This is a genomic window from Pseudomonas sp. TE21394, from assembly GCF_054057835.1.
Map to the genome: position 1 here is coordinate 3609707 of NZ_JBSRZR010000001.1, position 15335 is coordinate 3625041.

The window sequence follows — 15335 nt, forward strand, 5'->3', positions numbered from 1 at the left end:
CATGCACAGCACCGTCCGCCTGACCCTGATCACCCTGGCCCTGGGTTTGTCTGCGTGTACGGTGCATGAGCCGTACGAGCAGCCGGAGCCGCCGATCGAGCGGTTGCCGCAGCAGGGGCCGGTGGTCAAGCCGGCGCCGGGTGGGCAACCGTCCACTGCGCCAGGCAAGCCGGCGGCCATCCCCAAACCGATGCCGCGCACTTCGGCCAGCTTTGCGCCACCGCCTGGTGGAGCGAGCCACTGGGACCCGAAACTGGGTGTATACGTGCTCGAGAAGCAACCTAATACCTTCTACCGCCAGCGTACCTACTATCGCTTCGATAACGGCTGGAGCTGGTCGCTGAGCCCGAACGGGCCATGGCAGGAAACGGACAGCAGTGGTGTACCGGGTGGTTTGGGGCGCGCATCGCCCAGTAGAGCAGAAGCAAGAGCAGGAAGCCGTGCTGAGCAGAACAGTGCAGTTGTGCCTGATTATTTCGGTTGACTGTACTGGTCAGTGATTCCGCATAATGCCACTTCGAACTGATCCGGAGGTGGCATGCGCAAGACAGTCCTGGTTCTGGTAGAAACCGTCGACGATTACCTGCCCCTGCTGGAGCAGGCTGGCTACCAATTGATTCGTGCCCCCTCACCGCAACTGCGCGCCGAAGCCATTCGACACCACGCCAATGAAATCGATGCCGTGCTCACCCGCGGCCCGCTGGGCCTGACTGCCGCCGAAATCCAGACCCTACCCAGATTACAGATCATCTGTGTGATCGGCGCCGGCTACGAGCAGGTCGATCTGGCCGCCGCGGCCGCTCGCGGCATCGCTGTCACCAATGGTGCCGGGGCCAATGCCAGCGCGGTCGCTGACCATGCCATGGCTTTGCTGTTGGCGCTGCTGCGCGACATTCCCCGCGTCGATGCCAGTATCCGCCACGGCGAATGGAACCGAGTGATCAGCCCCTCGGTGACCGGCAAGCGCCTGGGCATCCTCGGCCTCGGTGCGGTCGGGCAGGCCATCGCCAGGCGTGCCCATCAGGGCTTCGACATGCCCATCAGCTACCACAGCCGCACGCCACGCCAGGATCTGCCCTACACCTGGTACGACAGCCCGCTGCACCTGGCCGAGGCCGTAGACATCCTGCTGGTGGCCACCCCCGGCGGTGCCGATACCCGCCATCTGGTCGATGCCCGGGTGCTCGATGCACTGGGCGCCAAGGGCTACCTGGTCAACATCGCCCGCGCCAGCGTAGTCGACACCCAGGCGCTGCTTGTCGCGCTGCAGCAGGGCCGACTGGCCGGTGCCGCGCTCGATGTGTTCGATGACGAGCCACAGGTGCCGGATGCGCTCAAGGCCCTTGCCAATACCGTGCTCACGCCCCATGTGGCCGGCCAGTCGCCAGAGGCGGCACGCGACACGGTAACCTTGGTGCTGCGCAACTTGCAGGCGTTCTTTGCCGGTGAGCCGGTGCTCACCCCCGTCCTACCTTGACCCATTCGATACCTCCGGCACTGCCCGGCCCATAAGGAGCGTTTGCATGCAACTCGAGATTTTCCAGGTCGATGCTTTTTCCGCCGAGCCCTTCGGTGGCAACCCGGCCGCTGTGATTCCGCTGGAAAGCTGGTTGCCGGACGAGGTACTGCAGCGCATCGCAGAAGAGAACAACCTGTCGGAAACTGCCTATTTCGTGCGTAACGGTGAAACCTTCGACCTGCGATGGTTCACCCCCACGGTCGAAGTCGACCTGTGCGGCCATGCCACCCTGGCGTCGGCCTATGTGCTGTTCGAGCAGTTGGGTGAGCAGGCGCAGGTGCTGCGCTTCAACACCCGCAGTGGCGAACTGCGGGTCAGCCGCAGCGCCAGCGGTCTGCTGGCCATGGACTTTCCAGCCAGGCAGCCGGTTGCCGTAGACCTTCCCGCGGGCCTGCTGCAGGCGCTTGGGCTGAGCCAGGCGCAGGCAGTGTTCCGTAGCGATGACTATGTGGTGGTAATCGATGATGCCTTGTTGCTCGATCGCTTGAAGCCGGACTTCGTCGCCCTGGCGCGCTTCGACGTGCGCGGCATCGCAGTGACGGCGGCAGGCCGCGGCTTTGATTTCGTTACCCGCTGGTTCGGCCCGCGAGTGGGCGTCAACGAAGACCCGGTGACCGGGTCGGCGCACACCTCTCTGGCGCCGATATGGGCCGAGCGCCTGGGCAAGCAGCTGCTCAGCTGCGAGCAGGGTGGTGCGCGCAAAGGGCACCTGCAATGCGAGGTACCGGGCAACGGCAGGGTCATCATCAGCGGGCGGGCAGCATTGTACCTGCGTGGTACGGTGTACATCTGACCCTGGCATCCGCCTTGCACTGCCTGTGTCGGCGATGTGGCCGGCACAGGCGTCTATAATTGCTGGCCCATCTTCAGCTGAAGGAGCCAGCCATGTCCCTGGAAAAACACGGCACCTGCCTGTGCGGCGCCACCCGGCTCACCGCTATCGTCGAAAGCACCCACATCAGCGCCTGCCATTGCAGCATGTGCCGCAAGTGGACCGGCGGCCCGCTGCTGGTGGTGCACTGCAGCCAGCCACCGGTAATCGAAGGGCGTGCGCCCAGTGTTTACGATTCGTCCGATTGGGCTCAGCGCGGTTTCTGCGGTCAGTGCGGCACACATCTGTATTACCGGCTCAAGGCCAACGACTTCCATGCGGTGCCGGTCGGCTTGCTTGACGGTGACCAGGAATGGGCGTTCGACCTGCAGATTTTTGTCGAACAGAAACCCGCCTGGTATTGCTTCGCCAACCAAACCAGGGAATTGACCGGGCAGCAGGCCTTCGAGCAGCTCGGCTGATCCACGCTTGTGGCAACGGGGGCGCTGACATCGATGCCATGCGAACTTGCCAAACCGGCGCATTCCTGAGAAAAGGGCGGCTTTGTTTCCAGTGTTGGAGAGTGCCCCGTGAGCCAAGAACTGCAGATCACCGACCTCGTCGAAGGCGACGGCAAGGCCGTCGTCAAAGGCGCCCTGATCATCACCCAGTACACCGGCTGGCTGGCCGATGGCAGCGAGTTCGACTCGTCCTGGTCGCGTGGCAAGCCGTTCCAGTGCGTGATCGGCACCGGCCGGGTCATCAAAGGCTGGGACCAAGGCCTTATGGGCATGCGCGTGGGTGGCAAGCGCAGGCTGCAGGTGCCGGCGCAGTTGGCCTACGGCGAACGCAGCGTGGGCGCGATCCCGCCGCATTCGGACCTGACCTTCGAGATCGAGTTGTTGGAAGTGCTGACGCGAGATGACTGAAAGCACTCGGCTACCGGCCAGGCGCATGCAACCGCAGGTTCTTTTGTTCTAAACAATTCGGCAACACCCATTTCCTAATATGGCCTAGCCCAGGGACGGCACCTGACTTCAAGGAGGAACCAAACGGGTTCAGGGCACTCTGACCCTCACTCGTTGCCAAGGATGGCACCCACTACAAAGGGTGTCTCGCCTTGATCAAGTTGCCTACGTTCTTTTACCGTCATCGTCATCCGCTGCTGGGCCTGGTGCTTAGCGCCGCCACCGTGCCGCTGGTGCTGGAGGCTGTCGAAAGCCGCGCGCAACCGGCAAATGGCACGCAAACCCTGGTGTTCCTGCGCCACGCCGAGAAGCCGGAAGAGGGCCTGGGCCAATTGAACTGCCAGGGCCTCAACCGAGCGCTGGATCTGGCCAGCGTGCTGCCCGAACGCTTTGGCAAGGCCGACTACGTGTTTGCCGCCAACCCTTCGCGACATGTCGAGGAAGGTAGCAAGGAGGAAAGCTACAGCTACATCCGCCCGCTGATGACCATCACCCCCAGCGCCATTCGCCTGGGCCTGCCGGTGAACATCGATTACGGCGCCAACGACACCGAAGCGCTTGCCGACGAGCTACTGCGCGACAAGTACCGCAACGCGACCGTCTACACCGCCTGGTCGCACGGCTACCTCCCCGAACTGATCAACACTGTGGCCGGCAAGGCCCTGGGCGACCAGCGGGTGATCACCGAGGACTGGCACGGTGACGATTTCGATACCCTCTACGTGCTCAAGCTGACCTGGCGCGACGGCAAGGCCAGCCTGCTCAGCCGCAACGTGCGCCAGGGGCTGGATGGTCGGGATCGTGGCTGCCCGACCTGAGCCGCAAGTGGTGGGCTGACCGTACCGGCCGGTTCGCGGCCTGCCCGCGAACCGGCCGGTACAGGCAAGCCAGCTCAACGACCGCAGCGCATCGGCCAACCCAGCACCTTTTTCGCCCGCGGCGTGGCATAGGTACGCACCTTGGAGGTACTCAGGCGCATGCGCACCAGTGCTTCGGCAACGGTGACCGCCGCGCTGACGCCATCCACCACCGGCACGCCCGTGCGCAGGCGGATCTGCTCGTCCAGCCCGGCCATGCCGCCGCAACCCAGGCAGATCACCTCGGCCTTGTCGTCACGCACGGCGCGTTCGGCCTGCTCGACGATCGCCGCCACGGCGCGCTGCGGGTCGGCTTCCAGTTCCAGCACCGCCAGGCCACTGGCGCGCACCGAGGCGCAGCGCTCATACAGCCCGGACAGCTTCAGGCGGTCTTCGATCAGCGGCACGGTGCGGTCCAGGGTGGTGACCACCGAATAGGCGTGGCCCAGGTACATTGCGGTGCTGGCGGCAGCGTCGGTGATGTCCACCACCGGCACGTCCAGCAACTCCTGCAGGCCCTCGCGGCCATGTTCGCCATAGCCGGCCTGGATCACCGCATCGTAGCGGCCCTCGTAGGCCAGCACCCGGTCCATCACGGCGATGGCGGCCAGGTAGCTTTCGAAATTGCCTTCCACCGATTCGGCGCCGAACCATGGGGTCAGGCCGATGATTTCGGTACCGGGCGCGGCCACGCTGCGGGCCTGTTCGGCGATGGCTTCGGTGATGGCTTCGGTAGTATTGACGTTGGCAATCAGGATACGCATGTGTAGCCCTCCCTGGTCAGTGGCTGCTGTGGTCGACGGCGATGCATTCGCCGCTGACATCGTGGTATTGGCGGTTGCGCGGCGCGATCAGCAGGTACACCGCAGCGGCGATGCCGGCGCCGATCAGCCAGGAGAACGGCGCGATGCCATGGAAGTTGGGCACCAGGGCCAGGACGATGGCCAGCAATGCGGCCGGCACGAAGGCGGCCACGGCGCGCAGGTTGATGCCCTTGCTGTAGTGGTAGGCCCCGGCCGGGTGCTCGGTGTACAACTCCGGCACGTTGATGCGGCCTTTGCGCAGCAACCAGTAGTCGGCCATGATCACCCCGTACAACGGGCCGAGCAGCGCGCCCAGGCCGGACAGGAAGTACACGATCACCAGCGGGCTGTTGTACAGGTTCCACGGCAGGATCAGCACCGCCAGGGTGGCACTGATCAGCCCGGCACGGCGGAAGTTCAGGTGGCGCGGCGCCAGGTTGCTGAGCACAAAGGCTGGCGCGACGAAGTTGGCCATGATGTTCACCGCCACGGTGACGATCAGGAATGCCACGCAGCCAAGCACCAGGAAGGGTGTGCTGGGGATGCTGGCGACGATCTGCGTCGGGCTGTCGATGACCTGGCCGTTGATCTGGAACTGCGCACCGCACAACACCACAGTGATGATGGCGAACACCAGGATATTCACCGGCAGGCCCCAGAAATTGCCCACGCGAATGGTCTTGCGGCAGGGCGAAGAGCGGGCGAAGTCGCAGAAGTTCAGCACCAGGGTGCCGTAGATGGCCAGCCACAAGGCACCGCCGGCAAAGATGTTGCGCCACATCTCGTAGCCGCTCAGCGGCGCGGCCACCGACCAGGCGATGCGGGCGTCGGCCTGGACGTACATGAACACCGCCAGGGCGGCAACCGTCAGCAGGATCACCGGGCCGGCGAAGGCCTCGTAGCGGCGCACCATCTCCATGCCATAGGCCAGGATCACCAGTTGCACCAGCCAGATCGCCACGAAGCACACCCAGCCCAGGCTCGACAGGCCGAGGATGCTGTCGTGATCGTAGGCAGCCAGGTGCGGCCACACGGCAGTGAGCAGCACCCGCAGCACCACCGATGCCAGGAAGGTCTGGATGCCGAACCAGGCGATGGCGATGATCGCGCGGATCAGCGCTGGAATCTGCGCGCCGTGGATGCCGAAGGCGATACGGCTGATGACCGGAAATGGCACGCCGGTTTTCTGCCCCATGTAGCCGGACAGGTTCATGAAGAAGTACACCAGCGCTGCACCGATGGCCAACGCCAGCAATATCTGCCAGCCGCCCAGGCCGAGGGCGAACAAGCCCATGGCGAACGAGTAGTTGGCAATGTTGTGCACATCGTTGGTCCACAGCGCAAAGATGCTGTAGCGGCCCCAGCGGCGGCCGTGCAGGCGCGTCGGGGCGAGGTCGCGATTATGCAGGCGTGGGCTCAGGGCCAGTGTCGGCTGGCTGTCGGCGAGTGGCGAGGCAGGGTGGGTGCTGGCGACGGATAGTTCAGGGGCTAGGTCGAGGCTGGTACTCATTCCGGCGGGCTCCTGATGCACGTGGACTGCGATGAGCGGGCATGCGCACGGGCTCGCCATCTCGTCGGTGCAGCGTTGGCATCACTGGGTTCAGGGCGCGGCGGCCGCTATTGGGGCGGCGTCGCGGGTTCTTGTGTATTTATGTTTTGTTCAACTTGTATACAAAACACGAACACACAAAAGCGAGTTCCGTGCCACATGAAAACCAACTAGGCAGGTGCCATTATCTTGAATCAGGCGCTATTGCGGATAACTTTATGAAATACGAAAAATATAATTTGACCAATTGAACAGGTTTAAATTTTTTCGGACTGCTTAGTTGATCGATTGGTCAAGCTTTTAGGTGGGTTGCGTGTAACGTATCGGGGCGTTGAATAGAAAAGTGCACACAAAAATCGCACTTATGGTGACATTCCTGTGTACAAAAAATAGTCAGCTTTTATCTGAGTTGGCCCCGTCGCCGGTTTGCTTGCGCAGAGGCCGGCTCCGACTTGGCTCAATTCATCGGCGGCAAGCGCCGCTTCACCGGGCTTTTCTTGATGATTGCGGTATTGGTTTCGGCCAACGTATTCAGACGGTCAAGGAGGGTATCGAGCTGCTCCATCGAGCGCACATGCAGCCGAGCGATGAAGCAATCCTCGCCGGTGACCTTGTCGCACTCGGTGAACTCGGGGATGGCAATGACCTGCCGCTCCACCTCCTGCAGTTGCCCGGGCAGTGGGCGGATGCGCACGATCGCTTGCAGCTGGTAGCCAAACGCGCGCGGGTCGACCTCCACGGTGTAACCGCGCAACACACCGCGCTGCTCCAGGCGGCGCAAGCGTTCACTGACGCTGGGCGCTGACAACCCGCTGATCTGCGCCAGGGCCTTGAGCGAACGGCGTGAGTCTTCCATCAGTGCATTGATCAGCAATTGGTCGATGGCATCGGTCATACTCACCTCATAAGGTCGTTCGGATGATTTGCCTTGATAGTAAAGGTGGCTGGGCAAATCTACCTTCGATATCCGCTGGAAGGCGACCCGGAAACGTTTGCATACTGTTGCCATTATCGACAGGAGGTGTGAGATGGACAGTTCGTTGCGCCGTGGTTCGCTGGAAATGGTCGGCGCCATGCTGATTTCCGGGACCATCGGCTGGTTCGTGCTGGTGTCTGGCCAGCCGGTCCTGGAAGTGGTGTTCTGGCGTTGCGTGTTCGGTGCAGTGACCTTGCTGGTCATTTGCGCAGGCTTTGGTTTCTTGCGGTCGGGCGTGATCAGCCGCACGGCATTTCTGCTGGCGATTGCCAGCGGTGTGGCCATCGTCGGCAACTGGGTGCTGTTGTTCGCGTCGTATTCGCGGGCATCGATTGCCATCGGCACGGCGGTGTACAACGTGCAGCCATTCATGCTGGTGGGGCTGGCGGCCGTGTTCCTGGGCGAAAGGATCACCCTGGCCAAGGTCACCTGGCTCAGCGTGGCGTTCCTCGGCATGCTGGCGATCGTCAGTGCCCATGGCAGCGGGCAGGGCGGTGGCGACGACTATCTGCTGGGCATTGCCCTGGCGCTGGGGGCGGCCTTCCTGTATGCCATCGCGGCACTGATCATCAAACGCCTGAGCGGCACCCCACCGCACCTGATTGCATTGATCCAGGTGGCTACCGGCGTGCTGTTGCTGGCGCCCTGGGTCGAGCTGGGCGGGCTGCCGGGCGAAGTGCCGGCGCTGGCCAGCCTGCTGACCTTGGGCATGGTGCACACCGGCTTGATGTATGTGTTGCTGTACAGCGCCATCCAGCGTTTGCCCACGGCGTTGACCGGGGCGCTGTCGTTCATCTACCCGATTGCGGCGATATTGGTCGACTGGGTGGCCTTTGGCCATCGTCTGGCGCCGCTGCAATGGCTGGGGGTGGCGCTGATCCTGCTGGCGGCGGCGGGGATGCAGCAGGGCTGGTGGTTCAGGCCCCGTACGCAAAGCGCCCTAAGGGGGTAGAATGCCGCTTTTGCCAGCTTGCGACCCCCGATGACTTCGCCAATCCACACTCTTGAGCAACAGCTGCTCACCGCCTTCGACCCTGCCCCGCAGGAAACCCGCCGCCTGTTCCACGGCCGTGGCCGCTGCTGGCCAGGCTTGGAGCAGGTCACGGTCGACTGGCTGCAGGGGGTACTGTCGGTGGCTCTGTTCCGCGAGCCGCCCGCAGGCCAGCTGGCCGAACTGGAAGCCATGCTGCGCAGCCTCGCCGAGCGCCCACAGTGGACCGGCCAGGCCATTCTCATCCAGCACCGTTACCTGCCAGACAGCCCGGGCCAGTGGCTGTTGGGCGAGCCGTGCCAGCAACGCGAAGTGATCGAAGACGGCCTGACCTACCTGCTGGACTTGGGCGTACGGCAGAACAACGGCCTGTTCCTCGACATGCGCTATGGCCGGCGTTGGGTGCGCGAGCAGGCGGCGGGCAAGCGCGTGCTGAACCTGTTCGCCTATACCTGCGGCTTTTCGGTGGCGGCAATTGCCGGGGGCGCCGAGCAGGTGGTGAACCTGGACATGGCCAAGTCGGCACTGTCGCGCGGGCGCGACAACCATCGGCTGAATGGCCATGACGCGTCGCGCGTGGCTTACCTGGGGCACGAGCTGTTCAAGTCGTGGGGCAAGGTGCGCAAGTACGGGCCGTATGACCTGATCATCATCGACCCACCGACCTTCCAGCGCGGCAGCTTCGTGCTGACCCAGGACTACGCGAAGGTCCTGCGGCGTTTGCCGGAGCTGTTGAACCAGGGCGGGACGGTGCTGGCTTGCGTGAACGACCCAGGGATCGGGCCCGAGTTCCTGATCGAGGGCATGGCGGAGCAGGCGCCGTCGCTGGCATTCGTCGAGCGGCTGGAGAACCCACCCGAGTTTCCTGATGTGGACCCGGCGGGTGGGCTGAAGGCCTTGGTGTTCCGCCAGATGTGAGGTTGCCTGCACTGGCCGGCGGCAGGGCCGGCCAGGCCTGCATCAATTACTGATTGGTGTAGATCTGGTCGAACACCCCACCATCATTGAAGTGGGTCTTCTGTACCGTGCGCCAGTCGCCAAAGGTCTTCTCCACCGACAGGAAGTCCACTTTCGGGAAGCGGTCAGTGTACTTGGCCAGTACCGTTGCATCACGCGGGCGCAGGTAGTTCTGCGCGGCAATTTCCTGGGCCGCTGGCGACCAGAGGTATTTCAGGTATTCCTCGGCCACTGCCTGGGTACCTTTGCGCGCCACGACCTTGTCGACCACGCTCACCGGCGGCTCGGCTTCGGCCGATACGCTCGGGTAGACCACTTCGAATTGGTCGCGGCCGAATTCGCGGGCGATCATCTCGGCTTCGTTCTCGAAGGTCACCAGCACGTCACCGATCTGGTTGGTCATGAACGTGGTGGTCGCGGCGCGGCCGCCGGTGTCGAGCACAGGAGCCTGCTTGAACAGCTTGCCGACGAATGCCTTGGCCTTGTTCTCGTCGCCGCCCTGCTTGAGCACATAGCCCCAGGCCGACAGGTAGGTGTAACGGCCGTTACCCGACGTCTTCGGGTTGGGCACGATCACCTGCACGCCGTCCTTGAGCAGGTCGGGCCAGTCCTTCAGGGCTTTCGGGTTGCCTTTGCGCACGATGAACACGGTGGCCGAGGTGAACGGCGCGCTGTTGTTCGGCAGGCGGCTGACCCAGTTGTCCGGCACCAGCTTGCCGTTGTCGGCCAGGGCGTTGATGTCGGTGGCCATGTTCATGGTGATGACGTCGGCGGGCAGCCCGTCGATCACTGCACGCGCTTGTTTGCTCGAGCCGCCGAAGGACATCTGCACGTTGACCTTCTCGTTGTGCTCGGCTTCCCAGTGCTTCTGGAAGGCCGGGTTGTAGTCCTTGTAGAAGTCGCGCATCACGTCGTAGGAAACGTTGAGCAGGGTGGGGGCGGCGTGGGCCAGGTTGCCCAGGGCAAGGCCTGCGGCGAGCAGCGAGGCGGTGAAGAGTTTTTTCACGTTGCTTCCTTGTTCTTGAAAGTTGTTGAGGCAGATTGCCAGCGACTATAGCGGGTGGGTTTGTGGGGGTTAAAGAACAAAAATGACTTTGGTTATTCCGTTGCCTGCTCTGGCCCTTTCGCGGGTAAACCCGCTCCCACAGGATCATCACAGGGCTTAACTGTGTTCGGTCACTGTGGGAGCGGGTTTACCCGCGAAAGGGCCGGAACAGGCGACATCATTGCTTGGGAAACAGCGCATTGCCACAGCGGGAACAGAACGCCGCCGCCGGTTCATGGTTTTTCTTGCTGCAGACAGGGCAGTCGTGTTGCAGCTGCTCACCGCGCATGGCGTTGGCCAGTTCGGCGGTGAATATCCCGGTCGGCACGGCAATGATCGAATAACCAATGATCATCACCAGCGACGAAATCACCTGCCCCAGCGGTGTCTTCGGCACGATATCGCCAAAGCCCACGGTGGTCAGGGTGACGATGGCCCAGTAGACACCTTTGGGAATGCTGGTGAAACCGTGCTGCGGCCCTTCGATCACGTACATCAGGGTGCCGAACACAGTCACCAGGGTGGAGACGGTGACCAGGAACACGATGATCTTCTGCTTGCTGCCGCGCAGTGCATCGATCAGGTAATGCGCCTGCTTGAGGTATGGGCTGAGCTTGAGCACACGGAAGATCCGCAGCATCCGGATCACGCGGATGATCAGCAGGTACTGGGCGTCGCTGTAGTACAGGGCGATGATCCCCGGCACGATCGCCAGCAGGTCGACCAGGCCGTAGAAGCTGAAGGCATAGCGCAGCGGCCTGGGCGAGCAGTACAGGCGGGTGAGGTACTCGGCCAGGAAGATCGCGGTGAAGCCCCATTCGATAGCGGCCAGCAGGCCGGCGTAGCCCTGGTGGACTTCGTCGATGCTGTCGAGGATGACCGTGACCAGGCTGGCCAGGATGATCAGCAGGAGGATCTTGTCGAAGCGTCTTCCAGCCACGGTGTCGGTCTGGAAGACGATGACGAAGAGCCGCTCGCGCAGGCTCGCGGGGTTGTTCATGGGCTCGTTCCAAAATTGCGATTGGCTGAGCCTAGGGGTTGCCTTTCAGCTGTGCAAGCGGCTGGCGTTGCGTTGCCTGGGTTGGGCCAGGTGGCTGCCCAGGTGCATCAGCCAGCAGGCGGTGACAAAGGGCGCGGTCAGGCCGGGCAGCGGCAGCCAATTGAACAGGGGTTGCATCAATAGGGCCAGGACGATTGCCAGCAACGTCATCCAGGGCTTTTCGCCTTGCCTGCTGAAGGCCAGTGCTGCCAGTGCAGCGTTGAAGCCGTAAAGGCCCAGCCACGCAGCCTGTGCCTGGTCGGTGAGCAGCGCCAGGCCGCCGCCGATGGCCGAACCGAGCACTGCCCACAGGGCGGCATAGGGGTTGGCAATGAACATGCCGACGATGATCAGCAGGCCGGCCAGCGGTCGGTCGAGCAGGAAGATCTGCCCCACCCCGCGTGTCAGGGCGTGCAGCGGGTCGGCTTCGACGAAACCGCCGGGCGCGGGGCTGGCGATCAGCAGGGTGGCCCAGCCGAGCAGCACGAAGGGGGCGGTATAGGCCACCAGCAGCTTGCCGCCACGCTTGCGCCATTGGTGGGTGATGATGCCGGACAGGCCACCGGCGGCGATGATCAGTGGTGGCAGGATGGCCGACCAGGGCAGCACGGCGCTGATCAGGATGCCGATCAGCACGCCGTTGTAGCTGTACAGGCCGGCCTGGCGGTCGGCACGGTCGTAGCCGCGTGCCTGGGCGGTGAGCAGGCCAGCGAGGGCGCCGAGCAAGGCGCCACCGACCAGGTCTGGGGCGGTCAGCAGGATGGCCAGCAGGCAGCACAGGCCGCACAGGGGGTTGCGCAGCAGCAGCACCTGGCTGAAGCCGTTGAGCAGCGCCGTGGCCCAGTCGGGGCACGGGTTGACGAAATTTTTGGTGTACATCGGGGCAGTCAGTGAGGTTGATGGGGCGCGGTGGGCCTCTTTGGGCCTCGGGTTTTCCGCCGGTCAGGTATTTCGGTGTTGGGGAGGGCTGCGCCCTCCGATCGCGGCGCAAGGCCGCTCCTACAGGGACCGCGACACCTTCAGGCTTGCGTGATCCCTGTAGGAGCGGCCTTGTGCCGCGAAAGGGGCGCAAAGCGCCCCCAAAACTCTCAGATCAAGGTTTCGATCCGCAGCGTATTGGTCGACCCCGGCTTGCCGAACGGCACACCAGCGGTAATCAGCAACGTGTCGCCACGGCTGGCCATGCCTTGCGCCTGGGCAATCTCCAGGGCAGTGGAAACCACCTCGTCCACCTGGCGCAGGCGGTCATTGACCACCGAATGTACGCCCCACGCCACGCTCAGGCGGCGTGCGGTGTTCAGGTTCGGCGTCAGGTTGAGGATCGGTGCCCGCGGCCGCTCGCGCGCAGCTCGCAAGGTCGAGGCGCCCGACTCGCTGTAGTTGACCAGCACCGCCACCGGCAGGATGCCGCTGATCCGGCGGATCGCGCAGCTGATGGCGTCCGACACGGTGGCTTCGGCCTTCGGCCGGCCCACGTCGAGCTGGGCCTGGTAGTCCGGGCCATTCTCCACCTGGCGGATGATCTTGCTCATCATCTGCACGGCTTCCAGCGGGTAATCACCGGAAGCGGTCTCGGCCGAAAGCATCACCGCATCGGCACCCTCGGCCACCGCGTTGGCCACGTCGGTGACTTCGGCACGGGTCGGCGCTGGCGAGAAACGCATGGATTCGAGCATCTGCGTGGCGACCACCACCGGTTTGCCCAGCTGGCGGCAGGTGCCGATGATGCGCTTCTGGATCTGCGGCACGCTTTCCGCCGGCACTTCCACGCCGAGGTCGCCACGGGCCACCATGATCGCGTCCGACAGCTCGGCGATGGCTTGCAGTTGCTCGACCGCCGAGGGCTTCTCGATCTTCGCCATCAGGTAGGCGCGGTCACCAATCAGTTGGCGTGCTTCAGTGATGTCTTGCGGGCGCTGGACGAACGACAGGGCCACCCAGTCCACGCCCAGTTCGAGGCCGAAGGCCAGGTCGCGGCGGTCTTTCTCGGTGAGCGGCGAAAGGTCGAGTACCGCTTGTGGCACGTTGACCCCTTTGCGGTCGGACAGCTCGCCACCGGCCAGCACTTCGGTGTCGATGGCGTCGCTGTGTTTGGCGGTGACGCGCAGGCGCAGCTTGCCGTCGTCGAGCAGCAGGTCCATGCCTGGCTCGAGGGCAGCGATGATTTCGGGGTGCGGCAGGTTCACCCGGCGGCTGTCGCCCGGGGCCTTGTCCAGGTCCAGGCGCAGGGCCTGGCCGCGCTGCAGCTGGACCTTGCCTTCGGCAAAGCGGCCGACGCGCAGCTTCGGCCCTTGCAGGTCCATGAGAATGCCCAGCGGGTAGTTCAGTTGCTGCTCGACTTCGCGAATCCACTGGTAGCGCAGCGCGTGGTCGGCGTGTTCGCCGTGGCTGAAGTTGAGGCGGAAGATGTTGACCCCGGCTTTGACCAGTTGGCGGATGTCGTCGATGCCTTTGATCGCAGGGCCGAGGGTGGCGAGGATCTTCACTTTCTTATCAGGCGTCATGATTGGGCAGTCTCGAGAATCAGGATGGCGCGGAAGTCGTTGACGTTGGTGCGGGTTGGCTCGGTGACGATCAGCGCATCCAGCGCGGCGAAGTAGCCGTAGCCGTTGTTGTTGTCCAGCTCGTCGCTGGCCGACAGGCCCAGCGCTTCGGCGCGGGCATAGCTGCCTGGGGTCATGAAGGCGCCGGCGTTTTCTTCCGAGCCATCGATGCCGTCGGTATCGCCGGCCAGGGCATACACCCCTGGCAGGCCCTTGAGGTTTTCGGTCAGGCTGAGCAGGAATTCGGCGTTGCGCCCGCCACGGCCGTTGCCGCGTACGGTGACGGTGGTCTCGCCGCCGGAGAGGATCACGCATGGCGCCTTCAGCGGCTGGCCATGCTGGACGATCTGCCGGGTGATGCCGGCATGCACCTTGGCCACTTCGCGCGACTCGCCTTCCAGGTCGCCGAGGATCAGCGGGCTGAACCCGGCCTGGCGCGCCTTGACCGCAGCGGCTTCGAGCGACTGCTGGGGCTTGGCGATCAGCTGGAAGTGGCTGCGGGCCAAGGCCGGGTCATCGGCCTTGACGGTTTCCGAGGCCGGGTTGTTGAGCCAGTCGATGACCGCTTTGGGGGCCTCGATGTTGTAGCGCTTGAGGATGGCCAGGGCATCGGCCGAGGTGCTCGGGTCGGCCACGGTGGGGCCGGACGCAATCACCGTGGCGAGGTCGCCGGGTACATCGGAAATGGCATAGGTATAGACCGTAGCTGGCCAGCAGGCCTTGGCCAGGCGGCCGCCCTTGATCGCCGAGAGGTGCTTGCGCACGCAGTTCATCTCGCCGATGGTGGCGCCGGACTTGAGCAGCGCCTTGTTGATCTGCTGCTTGTCGGCCAGGGTCAGGCCCTCGGCAGGCAGGGCCAGCAACGCTGAACCACCGCCAGACAGCAGGAAGATGACACGGTCGTCTTCGCCGAGGTTACTGACCAGGTCCAGCACGCGCTTGGCCACGGCCAGGCCGGCGGCATCGGGGACCGGGTGGGCCGCTTCGACCACTTCGATCTTCCGGCAGTTGGCGCCATGGCCGTAACGGGTGACGACCAGGCCGGAGACTTCGCCCTGCCAGCTTTTCTCGACCACTTCGGCCATGGCAGCGGCGGCCTTGCCGGCGCCGATGACGATGACCCGGCCGCTACGGTCGGCGGGCAGGCAGGGTTCGAGAACTTGGCGCGGGTGGGCGGCGGCGATGGCTGTGTCGAACAGCTCGCGGAGAAGTTGTTGCGGATCGACCGACATGGCAGGCTCCCAGTTTATTGTTGTTCTGCACAATCAAGAACGCCC

The 15335-nt window shown here is 63.9% G+C and carries 15 protein-coding genes and 1 pseudogene; 8 read left to right on the plus strand and 8 right to left on the minus strand.

Annotated elements, in window-relative coordinates; all coding sequences use genetic code 11:
* Position 1: 1 nt before the first annotated feature.
* The 6 genes and pseudogenes from ACVWZT_RS16590 to ACVWZT_RS16615 form a co-directional block, all read left to right on the plus strand.
* Positions 2 to 406: pseudogene (locus ACVWZT_RS16590) on the plus strand (hypothetical protein); the annotation flags it as partial.
* A 132-nt stretch (positions 407 to 538) separates the two neighbouring features.
* On the plus strand, positions 539 to 1477 hold the full coding sequence (locus tag ACVWZT_RS16595; RefSeq protein ID WP_457470316.1) for a 2-hydroxyacid dehydrogenase: 939 nt from the start codon (positions 539 to 541) through the stop codon (positions 1475 to 1477).
* A 46-nt stretch (positions 1478 to 1523) separates the two neighbouring features.
* Positions 1524 to 2312 (plus strand): PhzF family phenazine biosynthesis protein, encoded by a 789-nt coding sequence (locus tag ACVWZT_RS16600; protein ID WP_457470318.1) that lies wholly within the window; start codon positions 1524 to 1526, stop codon positions 2310 to 2312.
* 92 nt (positions 2313 to 2404) lie between these two features.
* Positions 2405 to 2812: a GFA family protein gene (locus ACVWZT_RS16605; RefSeq protein WP_296231481.1), complete on the plus strand. Its 408-nt coding sequence runs from the start codon at positions 2405 to 2407 to the stop codon at positions 2810 to 2812.
* A gap of 108 nt (positions 2813 to 2920) precedes the next feature.
* A complete protein-coding gene (locus ACVWZT_RS16610; protein ID WP_296231480.1) occupies positions 2921 to 3259 on the plus strand; it encodes an FKBP-type peptidyl-prolyl cis-trans isomerase in 339 nt (112 codons plus the stop codon).
* A gap of 194 nt (positions 3260 to 3453) precedes the next feature.
* Positions 3454 to 4116: a histidine phosphatase family protein gene (locus tag ACVWZT_RS16615; protein ID WP_457472090.1), complete on the plus strand. Its 663-nt coding sequence runs from the start codon at positions 3454 to 3456 to the stop codon at positions 4114 to 4116.
* A gap of 74 nt (positions 4117 to 4190) precedes the next feature.
* Here ACVWZT_RS16615 and ACVWZT_RS16620 read toward each other — a convergent pair whose 3' ends face one another.
* The 3 genes from ACVWZT_RS16620 to ACVWZT_RS16630 form a co-directional block, all read right to left on the minus strand.
* Entirely contained in the window at positions 4191 to 4919 is a 729-nt protein-coding gene (locus ACVWZT_RS16620; protein WP_296231479.1) for an aspartate/glutamate racemase family protein, read from the minus strand.
* Between the two features lie 16 nt (positions 4920 to 4935).
* Positions 4936 to 6468: an NCS1 family nucleobase:cation symporter-1 gene (locus ACVWZT_RS16625; protein WP_296231478.1), complete on the minus strand. Its 1533-nt coding sequence runs from the start codon at positions 6466 to 6468 to the stop codon at positions 4936 to 4938.
* A gap of 496 nt (positions 6469 to 6964) precedes the next feature.
* The gene (locus ACVWZT_RS16630; RefSeq protein ID WP_457470320.1) at positions 6965 to 7402 is read right to left on the minus strand and encodes an Lrp/AsnC family transcriptional regulator; all 438 of its coding nucleotides are present in this window, start codon (positions 7400 to 7402) and stop codon (positions 6965 to 6967) included.
* A 133-nt stretch (positions 7403 to 7535) separates the two neighbouring features.
* On the opposite strand from ACVWZT_RS16630, the gene ACVWZT_RS16635 reads away from it, so the two are divergent.
* Positions 7536 to 8435: a DMT family transporter gene (locus tag ACVWZT_RS16635; RefSeq protein ID WP_296231473.1), complete on the plus strand. Its 900-nt coding sequence runs from the start codon at positions 7536 to 7538 to the stop codon at positions 8433 to 8435.
* Positions 8436 to 8465: 30 nt separating this feature from the next.
* Positions 8466 to 9392, plus strand: a complete 927-nt coding sequence (locus ACVWZT_RS16640) for a class I SAM-dependent methyltransferase (RefSeq protein ID WP_296231471.1) — start codon at positions 8466 to 8468, stop codon at positions 9390 to 9392.
* A 46-nt stretch (positions 9393 to 9438) separates the two neighbouring features.
* Here the strand turns inward: ACVWZT_RS16640 and ACVWZT_RS16645 are convergent, their stop codons facing one another.
* From ACVWZT_RS16645 to ACVWZT_RS16665, 5 genes are all read right to left on the minus strand, one after another.
* Positions 9439 to 10437 carry a sulfate ABC transporter substrate-binding protein gene (locus ACVWZT_RS16645; protein WP_296231470.1) on the minus strand — a complete coding sequence of 333 codons (999 nt, stop codon included), beginning with the start codon at positions 10435 to 10437 and terminating at the stop codon, positions 9439 to 9441.
* Positions 10438 to 10654: 217 nt separating this feature from the next.
* The gene (locus ACVWZT_RS16650; RefSeq protein WP_457470322.1) at positions 10655 to 11476 is read right to left on the minus strand and encodes an ion transporter; all 822 of its coding nucleotides are present in this window, start codon (positions 11474 to 11476) and stop codon (positions 10655 to 10657) included.
* Positions 11477 to 11521: 45 nt separating this feature from the next.
* Complete coding sequence (locus ACVWZT_RS16655; protein WP_457470323.1) at positions 11522 to 12394, minus strand: urea transporter; 873 nt, start codon at positions 12392 to 12394, stop codon at positions 11522 to 11524.
* A 209-nt stretch (positions 12395 to 12603) separates the two neighbouring features.
* On the minus strand, positions 12604 to 14019 hold the full coding sequence (pyk, locus tag ACVWZT_RS16660) for a pyruvate kinase (protein WP_296231464.1): 1416 nt from the start codon (positions 14017 to 14019) through the stop codon (positions 12604 to 12606).
* Positions 14016 to 15290 carry a glycerate kinase type-2 family protein gene (locus ACVWZT_RS16665; protein WP_457470325.1) on the minus strand — a complete coding sequence of 425 codons (1275 nt, stop codon included), beginning with the start codon at positions 15288 to 15290 and terminating at the stop codon, positions 14016 to 14018. The genes pyk and ACVWZT_RS16665 overlap by 4 nt, the downstream gene beginning before the upstream one ends.
* Positions 15291 to 15335 lie beyond the last annotated feature (45 nt).

What these genes read in the sequence shown, in the direction of transcription:
- ACVWZT_RS16625 (WP_296231478.1), bottom strand. Translation starts at nt 6,468, where the DNA reads ATGAGTACCAGCCTCGACCTAGCCCCTGAACTATCCGTCGCCAGCACC.
- ACVWZT_RS16605 (WP_296231481.1), top strand. Translation starts at nt 2,405, where the DNA reads ATGTCCCTGGAAAAACACGGCACCTGCCTGTGCGGCGCCACCCGGCTC.
- ACVWZT_RS16635 (WP_296231473.1), top strand. Translation starts at nt 7,536, where the DNA reads ATGGACAGTTCGTTGCGCCGTGGTTCGCTGGAAATGGTCGGCGCCATG.
- ACVWZT_RS16620 (WP_296231479.1), bottom strand. Translation starts at nt 4,919, where the DNA reads ATGCGTATCCTGATTGCCAACGTCAATACTACCGAAGCCATCACCGAA.
- ACVWZT_RS16650 (WP_457470322.1), bottom strand. Translation starts at nt 11,476, where the DNA reads ATGAACAACCCCGCGAGCCTGCGCGAGCGGCTCTTCGTCATCGTCTTC.
- ACVWZT_RS16630 (WP_457470320.1), bottom strand. Translation starts at nt 7,402, where the DNA reads ATGACCGATGCCATCGACCAATTGCTGATCAATGCACTGATGGAAGAC.
- pyk (WP_296231464.1), bottom strand. Translation starts at nt 14,019, where the DNA reads ATGACGCCTGATAAGAAAGTGAAGATCCTCGCCACCCTCGGCCCTGCG.
- ACVWZT_RS16640 (WP_296231471.1), top strand. Translation starts at nt 8,466, where the DNA reads ATGACTTCGCCAATCCACACTCTTGAGCAACAGCTGCTCACCGCCTTC.
- ACVWZT_RS16655 (WP_457470323.1), bottom strand. Translation starts at nt 12,394, where the DNA reads ATGTACACCAAAAATTTCGTCAACCCGTGCCCCGACTGGGCCACGGCG.
- ACVWZT_RS16595 (WP_457470316.1), top strand. Translation starts at nt 539, where the DNA reads ATGCGCAAGACAGTCCTGGTTCTGGTAGAAACCGTCGACGATTACCTG.
- ACVWZT_RS16600 (WP_457470318.1), top strand. Translation starts at nt 1,524, where the DNA reads ATGCAACTCGAGATTTTCCAGGTCGATGCTTTTTCCGCCGAGCCCTTC.
- ACVWZT_RS16665 (WP_457470325.1), bottom strand. Translation starts at nt 15,290, where the DNA reads ATGTCGGTCGATCCGCAACAACTTCTCCGCGAGCTGTTCGACACAGCC.